General features: G+C 59.0%; 18 protein-coding genes. 4 read left to right on the top strand and 14 right to left on the bottom strand.

Annotation, left to right across the window (positions count from 1 at the left end; all coding sequences use genetic code 11):
* Positions 1–68: 68 nt before the first annotated feature.
* The 12 genes from NZK35_RS32315 to flgB form a co-directional block, all read right to left on the bottom strand.
* Positions 69–1136, bottom strand: a complete 1068-nt coding sequence (locus tag NZK35_RS32315; protein ID WP_259636655.1) for an EscU/YscU/HrcU family type III secretion system export apparatus switch protein — start codon at positions 1134–1136, stop codon at positions 69–71.
* A gap of 3 nt (positions 1137–1139) precedes the next feature.
* Complete coding sequence (locus tag NZK35_RS32310; protein WP_259636654.1) at positions 1140–1910, bottom strand: flagellar biosynthetic protein FliR; 771 nt, start codon at positions 1908–1910, stop codon at positions 1140–1142.
* Positions 1907–2176, bottom strand: coding sequence for a flagellar biosynthetic protein FliQ (locus NZK35_RS32305; RefSeq protein WP_095739164.1), 270 nt, complete (start codon positions 2174–2176; stop codon positions 1907–1909). The genes NZK35_RS32310 and NZK35_RS32305 overlap by 4 nt, the downstream gene beginning before the upstream one ends.
* A gap of 15 nt (positions 2177–2191) precedes the next feature.
* Complete coding sequence (locus NZK35_RS32300) at positions 2192–2917, bottom strand: MotE family protein (protein ID WP_259636653.1); 726 nt, start codon at positions 2915–2917, stop codon at positions 2192–2194.
* Positions 2918–2920: 3 nt separating this feature from the next.
* On the bottom strand, positions 2921–3355 hold the full coding sequence (locus NZK35_RS32295) for a flagellar FliJ family protein (RefSeq protein ID WP_259636652.1): 435 nt from the start codon (positions 3353–3355) through the stop codon (positions 2921–2923).
* Positions 3352–4653: a FliI/YscN family ATPase gene (locus NZK35_RS32290; protein WP_259636651.1), complete on the bottom strand. Its 1302-nt coding sequence runs from the start codon at positions 4651–4653 to the stop codon at positions 3352–3354. The genes NZK35_RS32295 and NZK35_RS32290 overlap by 4 nt, the downstream gene beginning before the upstream one ends.
* A gap of 1 nt (position 4654) precedes the next feature.
* The gene (locus NZK35_RS32285) at positions 4655–5233 is read right to left on the bottom strand and encodes a FliH/SctL family protein (protein WP_259636650.1); all 579 of its coding nucleotides are present in this window, start codon (positions 5231–5233) and stop codon (positions 4655–4657) included.
* A 1-nt stretch (position 5234) separates the two neighbouring features.
* Complete coding sequence (locus NZK35_RS32280) at positions 5235–6251, bottom strand: FliG C-terminal domain-containing protein (RefSeq protein ID WP_259636649.1); 1017 nt, start codon at positions 6249–6251, stop codon at positions 5235–5237.
* A 20-nt stretch (positions 6252–6271) separates the two neighbouring features.
* On the bottom strand, positions 6272–7804 hold the full coding sequence (gene fliF / locus NZK35_RS32275; RefSeq protein ID WP_259636648.1) for a flagellar basal-body MS-ring/collar protein FliF: 1533 nt from the start codon (positions 7802–7804) through the stop codon (positions 6272–6274).
* An 81-nt stretch (positions 7805–7885) separates the two neighbouring features.
* Complete coding sequence (gene fliE, locus NZK35_RS32270; protein ID WP_259636647.1) at positions 7886–8209, bottom strand: flagellar hook-basal body complex protein FliE; 324 nt, start codon at positions 8207–8209, stop codon at positions 7886–7888.
* Positions 8209–8640, bottom strand: coding sequence for a flagellar basal body rod protein FlgC (flgC, locus tag NZK35_RS32265; RefSeq protein ID WP_259636646.1), 432 nt, complete (start codon positions 8638–8640; stop codon positions 8209–8211). Before flgC ends, fliE begins: the two co-directional genes overlap by 1 nt.
* A 55-nt stretch (positions 8641–8695) precedes the next feature.
* Positions 8696–9049: a flagellar basal body rod protein FlgB gene (gene flgB / locus NZK35_RS32260; protein WP_095739173.1), complete on the bottom strand. Its 354-nt coding sequence runs from the start codon at positions 9047–9049 to the stop codon at positions 8696–8698.
* A 283-nt stretch (positions 9050–9332) separates the two neighbouring features.
* Here flgB and NZK35_RS32255 point away from each other — a divergent pair, with 283 nt between their 5' ends.
* The 3 genes from NZK35_RS32255 to NZK35_RS32245 are packed head-to-tail and all read left to right on the top strand — an operon-like array spanning position 9333 to position 11504.
* Complete coding sequence (locus tag NZK35_RS32255) at positions 9333–10106, top strand: motility protein A (protein WP_259636645.1); 774 nt, start codon at positions 9333–9335, stop codon at positions 10104–10106.
* A gap of 4 nt (positions 10107–10110) precedes the next feature.
* A complete protein-coding gene (locus NZK35_RS32250; protein ID WP_259636644.1) occupies positions 10111–10764 on the top strand; it encodes a flagellar motor protein MotB in 654 nt (217 codons plus the stop codon).
* Positions 10761–11504 (top strand): flagellar motor protein MotB, encoded by a 744-nt coding sequence (locus NZK35_RS32245; RefSeq protein WP_259636643.1) that lies wholly within the window; start codon positions 10761–10763, stop codon positions 11502–11504. Before NZK35_RS32250 ends, NZK35_RS32245 begins: the two co-directional genes overlap by 4 nt.
* Positions 11505–11735: 231 nt before the next feature.
* Here the strand turns inward: NZK35_RS32245 and NZK35_RS32240 are convergent, their stop codons facing one another.
* The gene (locus NZK35_RS32240; RefSeq protein WP_259636642.1) at positions 11736–15053 is read right to left on the bottom strand and encodes a dockerin type I domain-containing protein; all 3318 of its coding nucleotides are present in this window, start codon (positions 15051–15053) and stop codon (positions 11736–11738) included.
* 381 nt (positions 15054–15434) lie between these two features.
* Here NZK35_RS32240 and NZK35_RS32235 point away from each other — a divergent pair, with 381 nt between their 5' ends.
* Positions 15435–17093 (top strand): hypothetical protein, encoded by a 1659-nt coding sequence (locus NZK35_RS32235; protein ID WP_259636641.1) that lies wholly within the window; start codon positions 15435–15437, stop codon positions 17091–17093.
* Positions 17094–17181: 88 nt separating this feature from the next.
* Here NZK35_RS32235 and NZK35_RS32230 read toward each other — a convergent pair whose 3' ends face one another.
* Positions 17182–19221 carry a M13 family metallopeptidase gene (locus NZK35_RS32230; protein ID WP_259636640.1) on the bottom strand — a complete coding sequence of 680 codons (2040 nt, stop codon included), beginning with the start codon at positions 19219–19221 and terminating at the stop codon, positions 17182–17184.
* Between the last annotated feature and the right edge of the window lie 190 nt (positions 19222–19411).

Here is a 19411-nt window from a genome sequence, read left to right as displayed (position 1 = left end):
AGCCTGCACACCAACACTTGTGCCCGCGCCATTGCGGGCAGGCGCCTTCTTTCAATCGAGACAGATCGCTAGATCGCCGAACGCATGCGATTGACGAAGTTCAGGATTTCGGCGACAGCCTGGTACAGCTCGAACGGGATCGGGTTGCCGATTTCGACGTTCTTGAACAGGAATCGCGCCACCGGTTTTCGCTCGACCACCGGGACGCCATTTTCTTTGGCGATCGCGATGATTTTTTTCGCCACGAAGTCCGCCCCCTTGGCGATCACGATCGGTGCTTCCATGTTGTCGCGGTCGTATTGAACCGCGACGGCGAAGTGGGTCGGGTTCGTGATGACGACCGATGCTTTGGGCACGTCCGAAAGCATCCGCTTGCGCCCCATTTCGGCTTGCAGTTGTTTGATCCGTGCCCGAACCATTGGATCACCCTCGGACGATTTATGCTCCTCTTTGATGTCTTGCCGGCTCATCTTCATGTCTTCCAGGTGTTTCCATTTTTGGAATCCCAAGTCGATCATGCCGATGAAGGTGATCGTGGCGGCAATGGCCAGTGAGCAGTGGACCAACAGTCCGCCGAGAAAGAACATCAGTTCTTGAATCGAACCGAATCCGGAGGTCGTGATCTGGTCGATCTTTGACTGACCGACAAAAACGGCGATGGCGACGATAACGGCGGCTTTGGCCAGCGAAAGTGCTCCGCGGACGACGCTCTGCATCGAAAAGATTTTCTGAAACCCCTTGATCACGCTCAGTTTGTCGACGTTCAATTCCAAGGGTTTGAAGCTGAGGTTGAAACTGGTTTGCAGCAGACCGGTGGCCGCCGCAAGAATGCCCAGGGGAGCGACGATCGCCATCACGACCGCACCGATCCGGAGGGTTTCGTCGATGAAGGCTTTGACCAGCAAACGGGGATCGACCACCACTTCCTCAAATTCGGTCATGCGGTGTTCGATGGATCCCGTGATGGTGCCAAAGAACCAATCCCCCAATGACCAGTAGAAAAACGCGGTCGTCGCCAGAATCACTCCGCCGACCAGTTCCGCGCTGAACCCGATTTGGCCGTCCTCGCGGGCTTTGCGCAGCCGCTGCGGTGTTGCTTCCTCGGTCCTCTGATCGCGATCTTGATTCTCGGCCATCGATCACCCCAACAAGGATTGCATCAGGTATTCGATGTCTTCTTGCACGCGATAGAAATAAATCTCGATCGCACCGAACAGGATCGGGCAAAACAAAAACAGCAACAGCCCGCCGAAGCCGACGCGGATCGACATGCCGACCGAAAACAGATTCATCGCCGGCGCGGCGCGATTGAGGAATGCCAGGACCAACGTGACCAGCATCAGCAGCACCAGCAACGGCGCGACGATCAACAGCCCGTAATCGCTGGTCCGATTGAACGCCGCCACCAATTCTTCGGTGGGCAATTCGAGCAGGCCCACCCGGGTCATCGTCTCGTTGAACGAAAGGTGCAGGGAGAGGATGATGAAGTGGTGCAGGTTGAGCGAAAAGAACAGCAGCATCGAAAAGGCTTCGAAGACGCGTGAGACCAGTGTCGACGAATCTTGGCTGCCCGGATCGCTGATCGCAGCCAGGGAGAGCCCGAGTTCCTGGGCGATGTAGGACCCGGCGATTCGCGCCGGCCAAAAGAACAGCCCCAGCACCAGGCTGAGCAACAAGCCGATACAAATCTCTTTGAACACCAGGAACAGGAACAGCAAGCTGCCGACGTCGTCGAGTGACAGTTGGGGCATCACGTTCTTGGCATCGGCCAGCCAGAACACGGACAGCGCCGTTGCCAGTCCCGCTTTGACTTGGTTGGGAAGTTGTTTTTTGCTGAACAGCGGAAAAAACGCGACGAAGACCGAGACGCGGGCGAGCACCAAGAGAAACAGGACAACGTCGCTGGTCATTTCACAAATTCGACCATTTGTGTCATCAAGCCCAGCGTGTAGTTCTGAAGCGTGACGAGGTACCAGTTGGACATGAAGATCAGCACGAAGACCACGCAAACGATCCGTGGTGCGAACGAGAGCGTTTGTTCCTGGATGCTGGTGACGGTTTGGCCGATGCTGATCAGCAAGCCGACGACCAGGCTGACCACGACGACCGGCGCGGTCAGCAGCAACGCCATCGCGAAAAACTCACGACCGATCAGTACGACGTCTTCAATTTCCATCCTTGGATCCGGTTGCTATTTGTTTGTCAGTGCTTCGATTAACTGGTCGACCAGGATCGGGTCGTTCATGGCGCCCAGGATCTTCGACTTTTGGCGGTCGGGCATCTTCTGCAGCAGCGAGGCGGCAAAGCCCATCTTGCCGTTGTTGGAAAATTCGCGAATGTATTCGGCGGCCTGTTCGGGTTGCAGGCCTTCGAACCAGCCTTTGACTTCATCGGCCTGTGTGTCGGCGCTGGACACCGTGTTGACCTTCTTGGTGTCCGCCTTCTTGGTCAGTTTTTCGAGTTCCGTTTTTTGCTGTTCGACGTCGGACAAGGTCGATTTCAATTCTTCGGTCATCCGGCTCAGCATGTCCAATTTGGTGTCGATGCCTTCGCTGAACGCACGCAATTCGTCCTGTTCGGTGGCCAGATCATCGAAGATCAATTTGACCCTCATTTCATCGCGTTTGACGCGTTCTTCGCGTTCGGCGAGTTCCTGTTCCATGCGTTTGATCGAGTCGCTCATCTGCAGCACGGCTTCGACCGAGACGTTGTTATCGGGGCGAAACGAGACGGGGACGGCCTCCCCCTGGGGATCGATCGCTTCGTCGGCGGCGAGTTCACCCCGCGGTTCGTTCGGATCGGCCGAGTCGGTGGCTTCCAGATCGGCGGGCGTCTTTTTGAGCAGGAACTGGGTTGCACCGGCAGACAAGCCGAAAATGACGGCGCAGGTCATCATCGCCGTAATGATCGCTTTCATGTTCTAATTCCTTGCATATTTTTTAAGCGCGTTTTCATCTGCCAATAGCATTTGTTGCGTCATGGCGTCTGCATCAAATTCGAGCCTTCGCTGGTCCATCAGGATCTCCAGCCCGCGAACCCGCGTGCGTTGATCCATCACACGCGACCGCGCCTCGGCACGCTCGGATTCGCATTTGGAGAGGGCTTCGCGGACGATTTTGATGGAACGATCGATGCTGTCGATCCAGAGATTGGTTTGCGTGAGCGATTCGACCGAACAGACCTGGTTGATTTCCAGCCCCTGCCGTTTTAGCGTTTCGAATTCATCCAGTCGTTTTTGCTGCGACGCCAACATCGCGTCGAGGCGAGCGAGTTCTCCGATCAATACATTCAACTGACTGGTTTCCAGCGAATGAATGCGGCGAATTCGATCGATCTTTTTCTTTAATTCGCTCATTGCGGCTGCCCGATCAGTTGGTGCAACCTACCGAGACCGGCTTGGGTCGACGCCAAGGTGCTCGGTGCGTCCATGGCCTGTCGCAAGAACCGGTTGACTTCCGGGTAGGTCTCGATCGCGCGATCGGAATCCGGCATGGCGCCTTTTTGGTAGGCGCCGATTTGGATCAGATCTTCGACTTCGAAGTATTTTGCCAACACCCGTCGGATGCTGGCGGCTTGTTGCTGATGCGGTTTGTCGGTGACCTCTTTGAACAACCGGCTGGCGCTCTTGAGCACGTTGATCGCGGGAAAGTGGCCTTCGTGGGCGAGTTTTCGATCCAGGACGATGTGTCCATCCAGGATGGCCCGCGCCGAATCGGCGACCGGTTCGTTCATGTCGTCGCCATCGACCAGCACCGTCAGCAAACCGGTGATGACGCCCTTGTCGCTGGTCCCAAGCTGTTCGAGCAACTGGGCCATCTTCTGGAACACGCTGGGGGTGTAACCGCGTGAGGTGGGCGGTTCGCCGAGCAGCAGTCCGAGTTCGCGTTGTGCGTGTGCCAAACGGGTCAGGCTGTCCAGCATGAACAAGACGTTCATGCCCTGCGAGCGAAACCAACTGGCGATCGCGACGGCGGATTCGCTGGCGCGGATCCGGGCCAACGGCGGCTGGTCGGAGGTCGAGACGATGACGACCGATCGGGCCAGGCCTTCTTTTCCCAGTGTGTCTTCGATAAAGGGACGGACTTCTCGCCCCCGTTCGCCGATCATGGCGACGACGTTGATGTCACACAATGCGTGTTTGGCGATCTCGCCCAGCAACGTGCTCTTGCCGACACCGCTGCCGGCGAACAATCCGACCCGTTGGCCCTGGCCCATCGTCAGCAACCCGTCGATCGACCGGATGCCGGTGACGAAGGGTTGGCGGATCAGCGGGCGTGTCAGTGGATCGGGTGATTCAAAGTGCAGTTCGGCCGTCGCGTCGCAATGGATCGGACCGAGTGAATCGATCGGGCGTCCCAGCGAATCGATGACACGTCCGAGCAGTTGGCGACCGACGGGGACACGCATGCGTTTGCCGGTGGAAACCACCACGTTGCCACGTTGGAAATCGACACCGGAATGATACGGCATCAACTGTGCTTTATCGTCGTTGAACCCGATCACTTCGGCCAACACGCTCTGGCCGGTTGACGAGGTGATTTGCACCAGCTCACCGAGTCCGGCATCGATGGTCGCGCACATCCGGCCCTCGACGCTTTGCAATCGCCCGGTCGTTTGAAGCCATTGGTCGTTTCGCAGCGTCGACGTCAGCATGCTAGGCGTCCCCTCTGATCGTCGACAGCTGTTTTCCCGCGGCGTCGAGGAAGGATTCCAGTGAAGCGAGGAACCCCTTGCCGTTGGATTCGATTCGGCAGTCGCCCGGCGGGACCGTGGCATCGGCCTGAATCTCGATCGCCTCGTACTCCACTTGGGACAACCAGGATTCCAGCGGCGTGACACAGTCCGGGTTCACGAAGATGACCGCGGATTGGCTGGGGTGCACTTGGCGAAGCAAGATATTTGCGAAGTGGGCGACCCGTTCTTCGACAAGGCTGCTGTCGCTGCCGAGGGCCTGTTTGGCCAACTGCGTCGCCGCCGCGGTCAGCTGCACACCGATCGACGAAAACTCTTCATCGAGTTTGGCGTCGAGGCGCTGCAGTTGTTGCTCGATTGAGTGCAGGGTCTTCAGTGCGGAGGCGGCGATGTCGTCGCGGGACTCCTCCGCGGACCGGTCGTTCGGTTTGGAGGGTGCCGGTGCATTCGTCGCGGCACTCGTCGACGGCATCGCAAGTGGTCCGCGTGCGACGGTGACGTTGGCCAAGGATTGATCGAAGGGGATTTGGATCACAGCCATGTCAATCGATTTTCACCTCCCCGGCTTCGCACAGGCCGGCCAGGATTTTGGCAATCGAGCCCCGTGCCTCCATGATCTCCTCTTCGGTCGCGTTGGTCTTGAATTCCATTTCCTCTTGCAGCGACTCTTTGGCCCGCTTGGACATGTTGGACAAGATGAACGTCAGCAATGATTCATCGACCTGCTGGAGGGCACAGACCAGGGCATCGGTTTGGCATTGTCCGAGCAGTTTTTGCAGGTCGCGGTCACCGAGTTTCTCGATGTCTTCGAAGCGGTAGAGTTGATTTCGAACGGTTTCGGCCAGGTCGCTGTCTCGTTTTTCCAGTTCGTCGAGCATCGGTTTGCGCAGCGCCCTGGGCAGCGAACGCATCAGGTTCGCCATCTGGGAGGTGGTTTCCTGTTCGGTCTCACGCTCTTCGACCTGGAGCGACAGCTGCAGGGCTTTGTTGAGAATGCGTTCTTGGATCAACGTTGTAACGGACAGCGGTTGGGCCAGTTGCAGGAACACGTTGGGGCGGACGGCTTCGGGCAGGAATTCGAGAGTTTTCGCGGCGTGTTCGTTGGCCAGTTTTCGCAGCACGATCGCGGTCGCGACCGGGTTTTCGTTCTTGAGCGCTTGGGCGACTTGATAGGGGTGCATCAAGTTGAGATCGCGAACGGTGTCGCCGGTCAGTTTCGGCGGTGTGAAGCGTTTGGTCGGTTCGATTTCGACGTCAAAGCTTTCTTCGGCGATCTGCAGGATCTTGGGGCCGTCGTCGTCGTCCTGCTGCTCGTCTTCCGGCGTGGAAAGCTTTTTGTCGACCGTCTGCAGGGCCATGTGGAAGTAGTCTTCAAAATCGCCGAGGACCATATCGACTTCTTCCTGGCTGGGCGGATAGGACTCAAAGTCCTTGAGTGCCTGATCCAGTTCCTCCAAGGCTTCGCCGGAGAGGTCTTGCCGGGCCATCTCGGTGGCCTCGTCCCCCATCAGGTGCAAGAGCAGCGCGAGACGCTCGGGCCGAGTCAACATCATCTTCATCGTTGCCAACCCTCCTGTGGTCACGCGGCGTTGCGTTTATCGGAATCTCGATCGGAATCGGCTCCGGACCAAGATCGAACGACCTGTGCAAACACTTCGGGGTTTTCTTTGATCATCCGGGACAATTCGCTGACGTTTTCCAGGCGGGTACCATCGATTTGTTGATCGGCTCCGATGCCACCCGGTTTGCTGGCCGGTCCGAAGCGGCGGAGCAACATCAGGCCTAACACAAAGGCCAGCAGGGCAGCAATCGCAAGTGATGCCTTTTCAACAATCGACGTGATCTTGGTCCAGTCAAACGTACTTTCAGGAGCCGTCATGGTGAGCAAGGGCTCGGGAAATGGCAGGATTTCGACAGAAATGGTGTCGGTGTCGTCCCGAAAACCGACAGCATTCTTGACAATCGCGGTGACTTTTTCGTCCAGGCCCGTCGTCAACGTGCCGTCTTCGCCCTTGATGCCGTTGGCTTCGGAGTTGACCAGGACGCTGACGCTGAGGAAATTGCGGACGGGCGTGGAGTTGGCCTGGGTTTCTTCGGTGATCGGAACCAGGTAGCTGGTTTTGACGTTTTCGGTCTTGTTGAGAATGTTGCTGGTGCCGGTCGCCCCCCTGCGTGAATTCAAATTCGAAGCGACCCCCGCGGCACCGACGGCGGCCGGGGCGGTGTTGGTGGTCGTTTCGGAGATCAAGTCTTCTTGGCTAGGGACGGCGCCGTCGGCGTCGTACTTGGTGGTTTTGGTCGAACCCTGGGTGAACGTCATGTCCAAGCTGACTTGGACACTGGCGTTGCCGTAGCCAAGAAACTGCAGCAGTTGCGATTCGGCCTTGTGGGCCAGTTTGCGTTCGGCCTCGGCGATGTACTCGACTTGGCTACCGATTTGCTGTGCCTGTTCGTCCGGCACGGTATAGCTGCGACCGTCTCGGTCGGTGATTTGAACGGCTTCGGGGCGTAGATCTTCGACGGCATAGGCGACAAAGGAGGCGATTGAAGCGGCTTGTTGCTCGTTCAACCGGGCTCCGTAACGCAGGGTCAGCATGACGCTGGCCGAGGGCGGCGAGGTTTTGCGCTCGAACGGGCCCTTGTCGGGGATGTTTAGGTGCACGTCGGCGTTTTCGACGATGTCCAGTTTCTTGATCGTCGACGCGAGGCTTTGTTGTTTTTGCAAGCGAGCTCGGTTGCGGCGTTCGGTGGGGCTGCCGAACGCACCACCCATGGGCAGATCGGCGACGGCCCCGGCGTCGGCAACGCCATTGGTCCGCGCCAGCAAGCGGGCTTTGGCGAAATCGCGTTTGTCGACCAACAGGTTCCCGCCGGCTCCGGAGAGTTGGTAATCAATCCCGGCCTTGTCCAAGGCGTTGATCACGCGGTCGACTTGGTCCCCTTCGGCCTGGCTGACCAGCACGACGTAGCTGGGTTGGACAGACCAGTAGCCGACGCCCCCAACGGTGACCACACACAGCACCGCCAACAGCAGGATTCCGATCCTTGCTGAAGGAGAGCTATGCCGCCAGATATTCAGGAGGGCATCGATGTAGGGCTGGATAACGTTCAAGGCAAATCAAACAAGCGAAAGTCGCGTTTGGGAGGTAACACGAAGGTCGTCTAAAGCTGCAGGGTGGTGGGCCGCAGAGCACTAGAATTGCATACGCATCAGTTCGTTGTAGGAATCGACGATCTTGTTGCGGACTTCCATGAAGACCTGAAACGACATCTCGGCCTTGACGACCTCCATGACGACTTGCTGGACGTCCTGGTTTTCACCCGAGACCAGGCCCTGGATCGCTGCTTCGGAACGGACCTGGTCTTCGTTGGCACGGGCCATCAGGTCCATGAACAGATTGCGATCTCCCGCCTCGGGCTTTTCGGCCGCGGTGGGGAAGGCGATGTTGGGCGCCCCCGTCGTGGTGACGGGATTGGTGGCCAGTGGATTCGGGCCGATGGGGGGCAGGGCAGACATCACTGGCCTCCTTGGAGCAGTGTGAGCGTTTGTTCGACCATCTCTTTGAAGACGCTGATCGCTTTGGAGTTCGCTTCGTAGGAGCGACTGGCCGTGATCAGGTCCACCATTTCTTCGGGAATCTTGACGTTGGAGAGTTTCACGAAACCGTTCTCGTCGGCGTGGGGGTGCGCCGGGTTGTACAGCGTCGGGAATTCGCTGCTGTCGCCTTCGACGCCGACCACTTCGACCCCGTGCATCGCCGCACCGCCATGTTTTCCATGGGCGTGATCCAGACCCGCGGCGAACACCACCGCTTGTCGACGGTAGGGCTCGCCGGTGTCCGTCATCGTGGTGCCGGCATTGGCGATATTGTTGGCCGTCACCTCCATCCGAAACCGCTCGGCGGCGAGGCCGGAAGCGGCGATGTCAATCGTTGGAAATCGAACCATCAATGCGTTCCTTCGTCACTGTGTTTGATTGTCGGGGTAACTCTCAAAACCACCCCTAGCCCGAAATGGCACGCCGCATGGTGGAAACCCTGGACGCCAGCAGGTGCGAAAAGGCCTGAAACGCCAATGCGTTCTCCTTCAGTTCCGCCACTTCTTTCTCCAAGTTGACATTGTTTCCGTCCACCCGCTCTTCCAATCCCTCCAAATCCTTGACCGGCAATTCGGTGCCAGCCCCGTCCTTGGCCTCGGAGGATTGAAGCTGAGCCAACAAACGCTCAAACTCCAAACGCTTGGTCTTGTAGCCAGGCGTGTTCACATTAGCGATGTTCTGGCTGACAACGCGATGGCTTTTTTCCGAAGCGTTGACGGCCGAGCCCAACAGGTCCATTTGGTAAAATATTCCAGACATGCCGTTTGTATCGGCCTGTTAAGCTGTCCGGGTTAAGGACAAGTTGCGGAGAATGTTGGCGAAACCCCGTCTCGGCGCCGTCTGTCGGTGAGGGTGTTCCCTCAATTAGGCCATCCTGTGGGGCTGAGTCGATGGCAATTCGGTCGATCTCTACCGGTGAACTAAGAATCGAAAGACGGTTTTGATACTCGATTCCAACGCAGACCAGTGTGCCTCCGCACGGGCCCTGGCTGCGAACACTAAGGGGCGGCAAATCGGTGTCGCGGGGGAGAACTCGGCTGTAATGGATATCGCAACAATCATCGGACTGATCCTGGGGTTCGGTTTGATTCTGGCCTCGATCGCGATGGGCGGAGGCGGCCTGGGGCCATTCATCGATCCCCCCAGCATGATGATCGTGTTCGGGGGTGCGACGGCAGCCTCCCTGATCAACTTCCCACTGAAGAACAACCTCGGCGCCTTCGGGGTCATCATGAAGTGCTTCCTGTTCAAGCTGCCGAGCGCCCAGGAAACCATCGCCCAATTCAAAAAGTTCGCCGAAGTCGTTCGCAAAGACGGCTTGCTAGCATTGGAAGATCAAGCCGCCGAGATCAAGGACGACTACATGCGGCGGGGATTGGAATCGCTGATCAGCGGCGTCCCGGCCGAAGACGTCGCGCGGACGCTCGAAACCGAACTGGCGTATATCGAGCAACGGCACGTGACGGGCAAGAAGATCGTCGACTCGGCCGGTGCAGCCGCACCCGCGTTCGGCATGATCGGCACCCTGATCGGACTGGTCCAGATGCTTCGCTCGTTGGATGACCCCAGCAAGATCGGTGGCGGGATGGCGACCGCGTTGTTGACAACACTTTATGGAGCGTTGATCGCCAACGTGGTCTGTATTCCGTTGGCCGGGAAGCTGGAAACGCGTAACCAAGAAGAAACGATGATTCGTGAATTGATCATTCGCGGCATCGCCTTGCTCGGTGAAGGCGAGAGTCCCCGCGTGGTCGAAGAAAAACTGCTCGGGTTCCTGTCTCCGAAATCTCGCCGATCGATTCTGGCAAAGGCTTAGTCCGATGGCGAACGATACCCCAGACGACCCGCCGGAAGACATCCCGGCGTGGTTCATGACGTACAGCGACGTGATCACGTTGTTGATGACGTTCTTTATTCTGCTGTTGACGTTTGCCACGACCGAACCGGAGCGGTTTGAAAAAGTCACCGCCAGCGTATTCGGTGCAGCCGGAGCGACGGGCGTGGCGGGCCATGAGCACGACAAGTTGGATCGAAACTCGTGGAGCCAACGGATCCGTCCGCGGGCGGCCCGGATCGCGATGCAGGGCAGCGAAATGCCGCCGATTGAAAAAGAAATGACCACCAAAGCGATCGGACGCGGTTTGGAAGCGATCAGCGACCAGGCCAGCCAAAAGGACGTCATGAAGTCCTACGCCTTTGAAATGCCCTTGGACAAACTGGTCGATCGCAATCTGAAACTCACCCAACGCGGGACGCAGGTCGCCGCCAAATTGTCTGCTCAATTGAGGTCGCTCAGCATTCACTGCACGTTCGAAATCTCGGACCGTGACATGGACCAGCGGGTCTGTGCACTGGCAGATCATCTGTACCACGTCGAGCGCGCCCGTCCGGGACAAATCGGAACCAGTGTCGCCGACAACGTGACATCGCGAATGGTTCGAATCGTGATTGAAAAATACGAGGGCAACCGATGAGCAAACGGAAAAAACTGGCGCCGAGCGTTCCCAGTAAGGCGTACCTGGTTTCGTTCGGCGACACCATGACGGCGCTGCTGGCGTTTTTTATCGTGCTCAATTCGTTGGCCAAAGAGCAGACCGGGGCAAACATGCACTCCGGCACCGGTTCGTTCGTCAACGCATTCTCAAGCTCCGGCCAACCCGGTCATCTCAGTGGCAGTCGCTCCAACGAGGTGATTCAGCAAGAAGCGCAAAAGCCGATCTATGCCTTGGCGGAAAACATGAAGGACAAGTCGGACAAGCATGTCGGCCCCGACGACGTCAACGAACACCAGCGGGTCATCGACCGCGAGAAAGAGCAATTCCAAAAATTTCTCACCGAGCTGGAATCGCAGTTGGATCTGGACTCGCTGCCGAAGATCGAAGACCAAGTCGTGTTCGATTCGTTCGAGCCGCCAGACTCGGCCACTGGAAAACTCAGCCTGCACGCCGTCCAACTGATTTCCGAAGCGGTGTCGAAGCTGCGTGAACCCGGCGTGACGCTGGAAATCGTACTCTGGGCGGATATGCCCCGGGCATCCAGCTTGAAACGAAAGCTGGACAAATCCGTCGAGCTGCGTCGTGAAGTCGAGCGGACGTTCTGGATGAAAGCCAACCAGAAGACTCGGATTCGCTACCGCGTCAAACCGTGGCTGTTCGCCGATGCCAAACGACCGTACCTGTCGGTGATCCTGGGCAAGACTTCCGAGACGCCCTGATCTGCGAGCGCTCTGGCCCGATTCGAATTTAACCGGTAGGGCATGCTGTGCATGCCGGTAGGGCATGCTGTGCATGCCGGTAGGGCATGCTGTGCATGCCGGTAGGGCATGCTGTGCATGCCGGTAGGGCATGCTGTGCATGCCGGTAGGGCATGCTGTGCATGCCGGTAGGGCATGCTGTGCATGCCGGTAGGGCATGCTGTGCATGCCGGGCGTCACGCACAGCGTGACCTACCGGTCCGACTCATCGAGCAACGTGATCAGCTCGTCGATGGCACGGGTCAGCTCGGGGTTTTGGTCTTCATCTCGGATCTCGTGAAGCCAATCGGTTGCTCGGACCGTTTGCGGATGCGTCAACGTCGCGTCACCTGTGGGGATGAAAGCGGATCGATTCGCCGAGCTGCCGGCGATGGCCGGTGCATCGTTGATCGGGCCGCTGGTGTTCTGGTTTTCGCCGCCGAGTGATGGGTCAGCCTGTGGCGCGTCGACCAAGGGTGTGCTTTGCAAGGGCGAGCCGGACGGGGCGCCGTCGACAGGAGAACTCTCAGCGGTCTCTTGGTCGTTGGAATCACCTGCGTCTTGCCCGGTCGCGGGGCTGTGGTTGCTACCGCCGACCGTTCCGCCATTCTGGAGCGTGTTGAGAATATTGATGACCAGCAACGCATCCAGCGCGGTGACTTGGCCATCACCGTTGACGTCGTATCCGTAGCCGGGGTCACCGGGTCCGACCGGACCGGGACCATAAATATTCAGGTAATTGATAATGGCCAGTGCATCGAGCGGCGTAACGGTGCCGTTGCCGTCGACGTCGTAGGGGTTGTCATCGTTGTGGAACGGCGTTTCGTTCTCCAGGACTTCGATCACAAACGTGGCAGTGACGGCATCGAAAACGGCCGAGGTGTCTTGGGCGGTAATCGTCAGTTCGATCTGCTCGGCGGCGGAGCGGCGGACGAATCGATCGTCCAGAAGTTTCAGCTTCGATCCGACGATTTCGAAACGTGGATCGTCGACGGTCAGTTCGTAACTATCAGCGGCCGCGAGACCATCGAGATGAACGTCCCCGACCTCCGCCCCCGATTCGAGTTCCATCACGGTTTGGTTGGACAAGGTGATTTCAGTGACCGCTTCCGGGACATCCACGATCGGGACGCGCAGCTCGGTCGACGTGGTGCTTCCCGCATTATCGCTGGCGGTGACCGTCAGAACGACCACGGATTCGGCTTCGTAGTCGATCGATTCACCTTCCTTGAGCGAAAGTTTGTCCCCGTGGACGACGAATCGTTCGTCATCGACCGAAAAGGTCATGGTCTGACCGCGATCCTGGTCGAATGCTTCCAATTCGGCCACGAACGCTTGTTCGTCGTTCTCCATCACCATCGTGTAGTACGCCATCAGATCCATGACCGGATCGTTTTCATCCAGGACCGGGACCACCAGGTCGTGACTGAAGTACTGTCCGGCGTCGCGGTCGAATCCGGCCACGAGCAGATAGATCTCCGGTTCGACCTCATAATCCAAGCCTCCGGTGACCAACACCAGCGTGCCGTCTTCAATCATGAAACGCGGGTCGTAGACTTCCAGGTCGTAGTCGTTGTTGATATCGGCGTCATCGATGTGGAGCGCACCGACTTCGTATCGGCCTTGGGCATGCTCGGGGACACCTTCGCCGAGCAACCGGATGCCCCGAGGCAGATCGGGTTGGGCGGTGATCGAGACGCTGAATTGAATCGGCTGGGAGGGGGCTTGTCCGTCGTGGAACCGGACGGCGAAGGAGTCGATGCCGTTGTAGTCGGCGTCGGGCTGGTACTTCAGGCCGCCGTCGGGACGGAGCGTGACCGAACCGTGGGCGGGTTCTTCGACGATCAGTGAAATCAGCCTGTCTCGGTTGGCGTCGGCAACCAACGCGGCGATTTCGGACGCGTCGATTTCCAACGTCGCGTCTTCGCGGATCGACGCGTTGTATCGATCGGGGACGTTCGGATGGTCGTTCTGCCCATCGACTTGCACGCCGAATTCGATCTCGACCTGTTCGTCTTCACGCTCCACCACGACTCGGTGCGCCACCGGTTGCTTCAGCTTGACCGACGAGGTTCCGGAGTCACCGAGCAGGAAGAGCGAATCCAGCGAGGGGCCGGGGACGATGCCGACCGGATTGCCCATCGATTCGGTCTCGATCGGAAGGCTCGTCAAAAGCTCGCCGTCGCGGATGTCGTGTAGCAACAGCACAAAGCCCGAATCGCGTGCTGTGACCGTCGCAATGGCTTCCTGTCCGGGGATGAAACTGGAGGGGCCGGGCATGGGGGCGAAGCGGTGCAGGGGGGCGAAGCCGGCGTCGACATCCAGAATCCCCACGTCGCCTTCGGAATAACGCACCGCTAACAGTCCCACGGCATCATCGAAACTGATCAACTCCGTCGCGCCGACGATCACCGTTTCGGTGCCGGAGATCCAGTTGGCCGCTTCGTTGCTCCACAGCGTCGCCTTGAGTGCCGGCGTGGAGCCGTCCTCGCCGGCGACCATCGAGCCGGTCGTCGCGACCTGGGGCCACGCCATCACGCTGCGGCTGCCGACTTCCCCGGGAGACGCCGACAGATCGATCGAGTTGACTGACGCGAGCACTTGGGTGCTGGCCGGGACGGTGACACGGGTCGGCGTGACTTGTGCGTAAACCGGCATGTCGCCGGAGCTGGACGGCGTGATCCGCAGCGTATGGATCGTGCCTGGGTCGCCCTGTTCGCTGCCGGCGGCGATCACCACGCCATTGCCATCGGCTCCGACGGCGGATTGGGGGGCTGCGAACGCACGCGGGTCGGCCGAATATTGAATCAAACGCGGACCTTCGCCACCGGCCGGCACCAACCAGATGCCCGATCGCTGTTGTCCGACTTCGGCGAAGGTGCCGGTGATGATCGACGCCGAAACCCCACCGGTCGGGCCGTTGGCGGTGGCGGTGACCAGAGCCGTCGCGGTAAAGCCCAAGGGGACCTGCGACGTTCGCGTGCCGGCGGTATCGACCTGCAGCAGCGCGTTCTCGGTCAACACGCCGAGCTGATTGCCGGCCAGGATCGCGTCGATGGGCGATTGAAACGACGCCGGCAACGGCGTCTGCACGGCGCCCACCGGAAAGGTTTGTCGTTGCTGTTGCGAACCGTCGAACAGCCGCACCGGATACGTCCCGGCCGGCAGATCGTCGAACCGGAACTGGCCCTGGTCATCGCCGATCGCGTAGGTTTCGCCCGGGTCCAGGTTGGCGTTCTCGTTGGAATCGATATACGCCAGTCGCGAATCGAGCCGGACTTCCGACGGATCCGGCCGCATCGAGCCGTCGAGGTCGTGGTAGACCGACCCGCTGATGACCGCCAGCAACCGACGCTGACCGAGACTTTCAAAAATCAGTCGACGCCGACGGCGTGTGGACCGCTCATTCTTCAATTCGCGTTCGCCAGTGGCTGATTCGTCGCCACCGGCCTGCTGGGATACTCCAGCATCCAACCGACGCGACCGATTGCTCGCGTTGCTGTCCTTCGTTGATCGCCGGCGTGATCCCATTTCGTTCCGGTGAATTCCTAAATGATGGAAGGTCGGCACACCCCGCGCGGGTTCAGAGCCCCGCACGTTCCGCTCGATGCCCAGTCCTCAGGTTTGACTTCGACTGATCGTTTGGCGATTGGTTCCCACCGAGGGGGGTGTTTTTTTGCACATTGCGAAACTTTTTTACATTCTCCCAACTTGGTGGAGATGCAACACTCGCCGCTGAAGGCGTCTATGATACGCTGTAACTGGCAATTGCGGTTGAGAAATCAACCGCTTTTGAGCCGATTGACGCACCCATTACAACGCGTCAATCGTGGCACTGCCCCGCAGACTTCAGCCCCGCAGACGAGGGACGGTCGGCCGTCTCCTTCGTCGCAACTTCTGACGAGATCGCAAATGGCTACTCTTTTGATGAACGTTCCGCAACGGTTCGGGTACCTGTTTTGTTTGCCCAAGATCGCGGCCATGCCACTGGTCGTGATCGCGATCGCCCTGGCCGGGATCTCCTGCACCGCCCCCCCCGCACATGCCCAAACCGAAGGCTATGAGGACGAGATGGGGATGGAGGGGTACGAAGACGAGATGGATATGGAAATGGGCATGGAGGAATACGACTACGACATGTACGGATCGTCGGGTCCTGGGGGACGCTCCCGGTCGGGACGCGGCATGTCCACCCAAGACTTGGTCGCCGCGCGGCTGTCCGACGCCCTGACTTCGGCGTTTCAATCGACGAATTTCGCGACCTTGGCGGATCCCGCCGCCGCGCCGCCGGTCCAATCCGGCCCCGTGTTGCTCAATGATGCCATCGTGGCCTACGCCAAGGGCAAACACGAATTGGCGATGCGGCTTTACTTCGGCCACATCGTCGCCGAGTACGAATCGGCCCAGAACCAGCTTCAACTGGTCAAGTACAGCCCCCTGATGAAACGCCCGACCTGGCAATTGCGGTGGGGCATCTCGTACGCCGTGCGCGGCGACGCGAGGGATCCGCAACCGATCGGTGATGTCAATCCAGCCGGACGCAGCGGGTTCGGCGATGGCGGGATGGAAGCCGGAATGGAAGACTATGGGATGGAAGAAGACTTCGGCGGTCGCGGCCCCGGCGGCAGTCGTGGACCGGGAATGGATGACTTGGACGGCATGGAAGACATGGACGGCATGGACGAGATGTACGAACAGGAAATGATGATGATGGGCTCCGGCCGTGCACGGGGTCGCGCCGCCGCCCCGGCCGCCCCCGTGACCCCGGCCGCCAGACTTGCCGCCCTCGACGTGACCATGCTGAGCGAAGAAGCCGAGACGAGCCTTACCAACACCCTGGGAATGGTGGCCACCATCCTGGGCGAAGAATTGGAAAAACGTTACATCCAGGGCGACTTCGGTCGAGCGATGACGGATGTCACCGCCGAATCGGGAAGCGTCGAAACCGTCTCCGAAGAGTTTGTTCAACTGATCGAATCCGCCGGCGACTCCCTGCCGCTGTGGCGGCCGGGAATCGTGTTTCTCGGCGAAGGCGACTCGTCCGACAATGTCCGGCTGGCTCAAAAGGCCGGTCTGGATCTGGTGATCCATCTCGATGTCCTGCTCAAACCGCTACGCGGCGAGTACACCCAAAACATCAGCCGTTGCCGACTGCTCCATGTGCCGTCCGGCGAATCGCTCGGGGCCTCCAAGACAATTGATTCGCTCGAATTTGCCCAGAAATCCCGGCTGAAGAATCTCTCCTCCCGAGATTACATCAGCGAACAGTTGGCCAATTTCTTCGGAATCATCGACCGGGATACCGTCACCACGGAACTCCCTGGGTTGACCCCTGCCATCGCCAGCAAACGAATCGGGTCGCTGTTGGCCAGCGGCGGCGGGGCGAATTTGCGAACGCTCGCCGAAGTTCGCTTGTTCCAGTCCCAGCAATTGCTCAACGAAGAAGAAGTGCTGACGGCCTTCGACATCGTCGGTGGCGAAGAAGCCATGGCACTGATCTACGGATCCGAAGAGGAACGCTTGCGGATCGTTCGCAAATGGGCCGCCGGACGCACCGGTGATGCAGAGTAGTGGTAGGTCACGCTGTGCGTGACAATCGGCATGCACAACATGCCCTACCTCGCGATCGGCGTGCACCGCATACAAGAAGACGGACACGCTACCAGATTCGCACGCGGTCTTCGGGAGCCAGGTACAACTCGTCGTCTTTGCTGACCTCGAACGCGTCGTACCAGGCATCCATGTTGCGGACGATTCCGTTGACGCGAAATTCGCTGGGGCTGTGGGGATCGACGTTCAGTCGCCGCACCAATTCGGGGTCGCGATACAGCCGCCGCCAGATTTGGGCCCAGCCGAGGAAGAATCGTTGATCGCCGGTCAGGCCATCAATCACGGGTGCGGGTGAGTCGCCGAGGGACAATCGATAGGCAGCGTAGGCGACACTCAACCCGCCCAAGTCGCCGATGTTTTCGCCCAGCGTCAATTTGCCGTTGACGTATTTTCCTTCGATCGCTTCGAAACCGTTGTACTGCTCGACCAGACCGTCGGCGCGCTTCTCGAATTCCGCCCGGTCTTCTTCGGTCCACCACATCCGCAGGTTGCCGTTGCCGTCAAACTTGCTGCCCTTGTCATCGAACCCGTGGCTGAGTTCGTGACCGATCACGGCACCGATCCCGCCGTAATTGACCGCATCGTCGGCAGCCAAGTTGAAAAAGGGCGGCTGCAAGATTGCCGCGGGAAAGACGATTTCATTCATCGTCGGGTTGTAGTAGGCATTGATCGTTTGCGGGGTCATGTGCCATTCGTTGCGATCGATCGGACCGCCCAGCTTGTTGAGATCACGCTCGTATTCAAACTGCGCCGACGCCAACAAATGATCGCCGAGCACACCGTCGCCGATGTTCAGTTTTTCGTAGTCCTTCCACTCGTCGGGGTACCCAATTTTGGTCGTGAACTTGGACAGTTTTTCGAGCGCCTGTTTCTTGGTCCCTTCGCCCATCCAATCGCGTGACTCGATGCGGCCTCGGAAGGCACGAATCAAGTTGTCGACCAATTCGTTCATCCGTTTCTTGGCGACGGGTTTGAAGTGTTTTTCGACGTACAACTGGCCGACCAGTTCGCCCAGCACGCCGCCGGTAACGTCCACACCGCGTTTCCACAGTGGTTGCTGGACGTCGATTCCACTGATTGCCGTGTCGTGGAAATCGAAATGGCGTTTCTCGAGTGCTTCGCTCAGCCCCGACGCCGAACCGTCGATCGTGTGGTAGGTGAAGTAGTCTTTCCATTGCTCGATCGAAAACTCGTCGAACAACTCCGCCAACGCTTCGATGTAGGACGGTTGGCGGACGACGACGGTGTCGAGGGCGTTGATCCCCGCGGCTTGGGCGTAATCGAACCACTTCATCGTCCCCAACATCGCATCGATTTCGGCAGGCGTTCGTTGGTTGTAGGTGGCGATCGGATCACGATTTTCCGTTTTCGTCCAATGAATCTTGGCGATCCTGCTTTCGATCTCGACAATCGCTTTCGCCGCCGCCTCGGGAGCGGGATGATCGACAAACCGCAGCAGATCGGCGATGTAGGTGTGCAGTTTTTGACGCAGCTCGACGTAGCGTTCTTCGTCCAGCAAGTAGTAGTCACGGTCAGGCAGCGACAGGCCCGATTGCGTCACGTAAACGGTGTAGGTATCGCTGTTTCTGGCGTCGATGGACACGTAGGGCACCAGCGGTGCTCCGATGCCGGCGCGGCGCAGTGAGCCGATCGTGGTGGCCAGCGAGGTTTGTGAATCGACCGCCGCGATTTCCGCCAGCAACGGTTCGATCGGGCGGAGCCCCGCGGCGTTTCTCGCTTCCACGTCGAGCACGCTGCCGTACAAATCGCCGACTTTCTGTTTCGGTGTGCCCGGCGCCGCGTTGGATTCGGCCGCCTGGTCGATCAGCGTTCGAACTTGGGCACGCGTGTTGTCATCCAAAAGGGTAAAGATTCCGTAGTTCGATTTATCCGAAGGGATCTCGGTTTCGGTCAGCCAGCGATCGTTGGCGTAGCGATAGAAATTGTCACCCGCAGCGACCGCATCGCTAAAGATCGACAGGTCGATGCCGGAGACTTTTTCGGCAGACTTCTCTTCAGCGAGAACGGGTGAGAACGAGGCACAAGCGGCGAGCGTGACGACCGACAAACTCTTGGCGAAAAAACGCATCGGGAACTCCGTTTACGGGACGAGTCGGGGTGCAAGGGTTGCGACGGGTGATTCTACGCATAATCTTGGTCAGGTCGTACCCGCACGACTGGATGCTGCCCCGGAATTTTGACGCGCCCGTTGGTGTCCAGCCTTCAGGCGCTTCCCACTCGCTGCGGAGCAGCGAAACCGGGCGGCTGAAACCCAATAC

The organism is Stieleria sedimenti, from assembly GCF_025060895.1.
GTDB classification, from domain to species: Bacteria; Planctomycetota; Planctomycetia; order Pirellulales; family Pirellulaceae; genus Stieleria; species Stieleria sedimenti.
This window is presented reverse-complemented; position numbering and strand designations above follow the sequence as displayed.

Excerpts from the sequence above, each read along its gene's own strand:
- NZK35_RS32235 (WP_259636641.1), top strand. The coding sequence starts at position 15,435 with ATGGCTACTCTTTTGATGAACGTTCCGCAACGGTTCGGGTACCTGTTT.
- NZK35_RS32300 (WP_259636653.1), bottom strand. The coding sequence starts at position 2,917 with ATGAAAGCGATCATTACGGCGATGATGACCTGCGCCGTCATTTTCGGC.
- flgC (WP_259636646.1), bottom strand. The coding sequence starts at position 8,640 with ATGGTTCGATTTCCAACGATTGACATCGCCGCTTCCGGCCTCGCCGCC.
- NZK35_RS32255 (WP_259636645.1), top strand. The coding sequence starts at position 9,333 with ATGGATATCGCAACAATCATCGGACTGATCCTGGGGTTCGGTTTGATT.
- NZK35_RS32230 (WP_259636640.1), bottom strand. The coding sequence starts at position 19,221 with ATGCGTTTTTTCGCCAAGAGTTTGTCGGTCGTCACGCTCGCCGCTTGT.
- NZK35_RS32295 (WP_259636652.1), bottom strand. The coding sequence starts at position 3,355 with ATGAGCGAATTAAAGAAAAAGATCGATCGAATTCGCCGCATTCATTCG.
- NZK35_RS32240 (WP_259636642.1), bottom strand. The coding sequence starts at position 15,053 with ATGGGATCACGCCGGCGATCAACGAAGGACAGCAACGCGAGCAATCGG.
- flgB (WP_095739173.1), bottom strand. The coding sequence starts at position 9,049 with ATGTCTGGAATATTTTACCAAATGGACCTGTTGGGCTCGGCCGTCAAC.
- NZK35_RS32290 (WP_259636651.1), bottom strand. The coding sequence starts at position 4,653 with ATGCTGACGTCGACGCTGCGAAACGACCAATGGCTTCAAACGACCGGG.
- NZK35_RS32305 (WP_095739164.1), bottom strand. The coding sequence starts at position 2,176 with ATGGAAATTGAAGACGTCGTACTGATCGGTCGTGAGTTTTTCGCGATG.
- NZK35_RS32250 (WP_259636644.1), top strand. The coding sequence starts at position 10,111 with ATGGCGAACGATACCCCAGACGACCCGCCGGAAGACATCCCGGCGTGG.
- NZK35_RS32310 (WP_259636654.1), bottom strand. The coding sequence starts at position 1,910 with ATGACCAGCGACGTTGTCCTGTTTCTCTTGGTGCTCGCCCGCGTCTCG.
- NZK35_RS32315 (WP_259636655.1), bottom strand. The coding sequence starts at position 1,136 with ATGGCCGAGAATCAAGATCGCGATCAGAGGACCGAGGAAGCAACACCG.
- NZK35_RS32280 (WP_259636649.1), bottom strand. The coding sequence starts at position 6,251 with ATGAAGATGATGTTGACTCGGCCCGAGCGTCTCGCGCTGCTCTTGCAC.
- fliE (WP_259636647.1), bottom strand. The coding sequence starts at position 8,209 with ATGTCTGCCCTGCCCCCCATCGGCCCGAATCCACTGGCCACCAATCCC.
- NZK35_RS32285 (WP_259636650.1), bottom strand. The coding sequence starts at position 5,233 with ATGGCTGTGATCCAAATCCCCTTCGATCAATCCTTGGCCAACGTCACC.
- NZK35_RS32245 (WP_259636643.1), top strand. The coding sequence starts at position 10,761 with ATGAGCAAACGGAAAAAACTGGCGCCGAGCGTTCCCAGTAAGGCGTAC.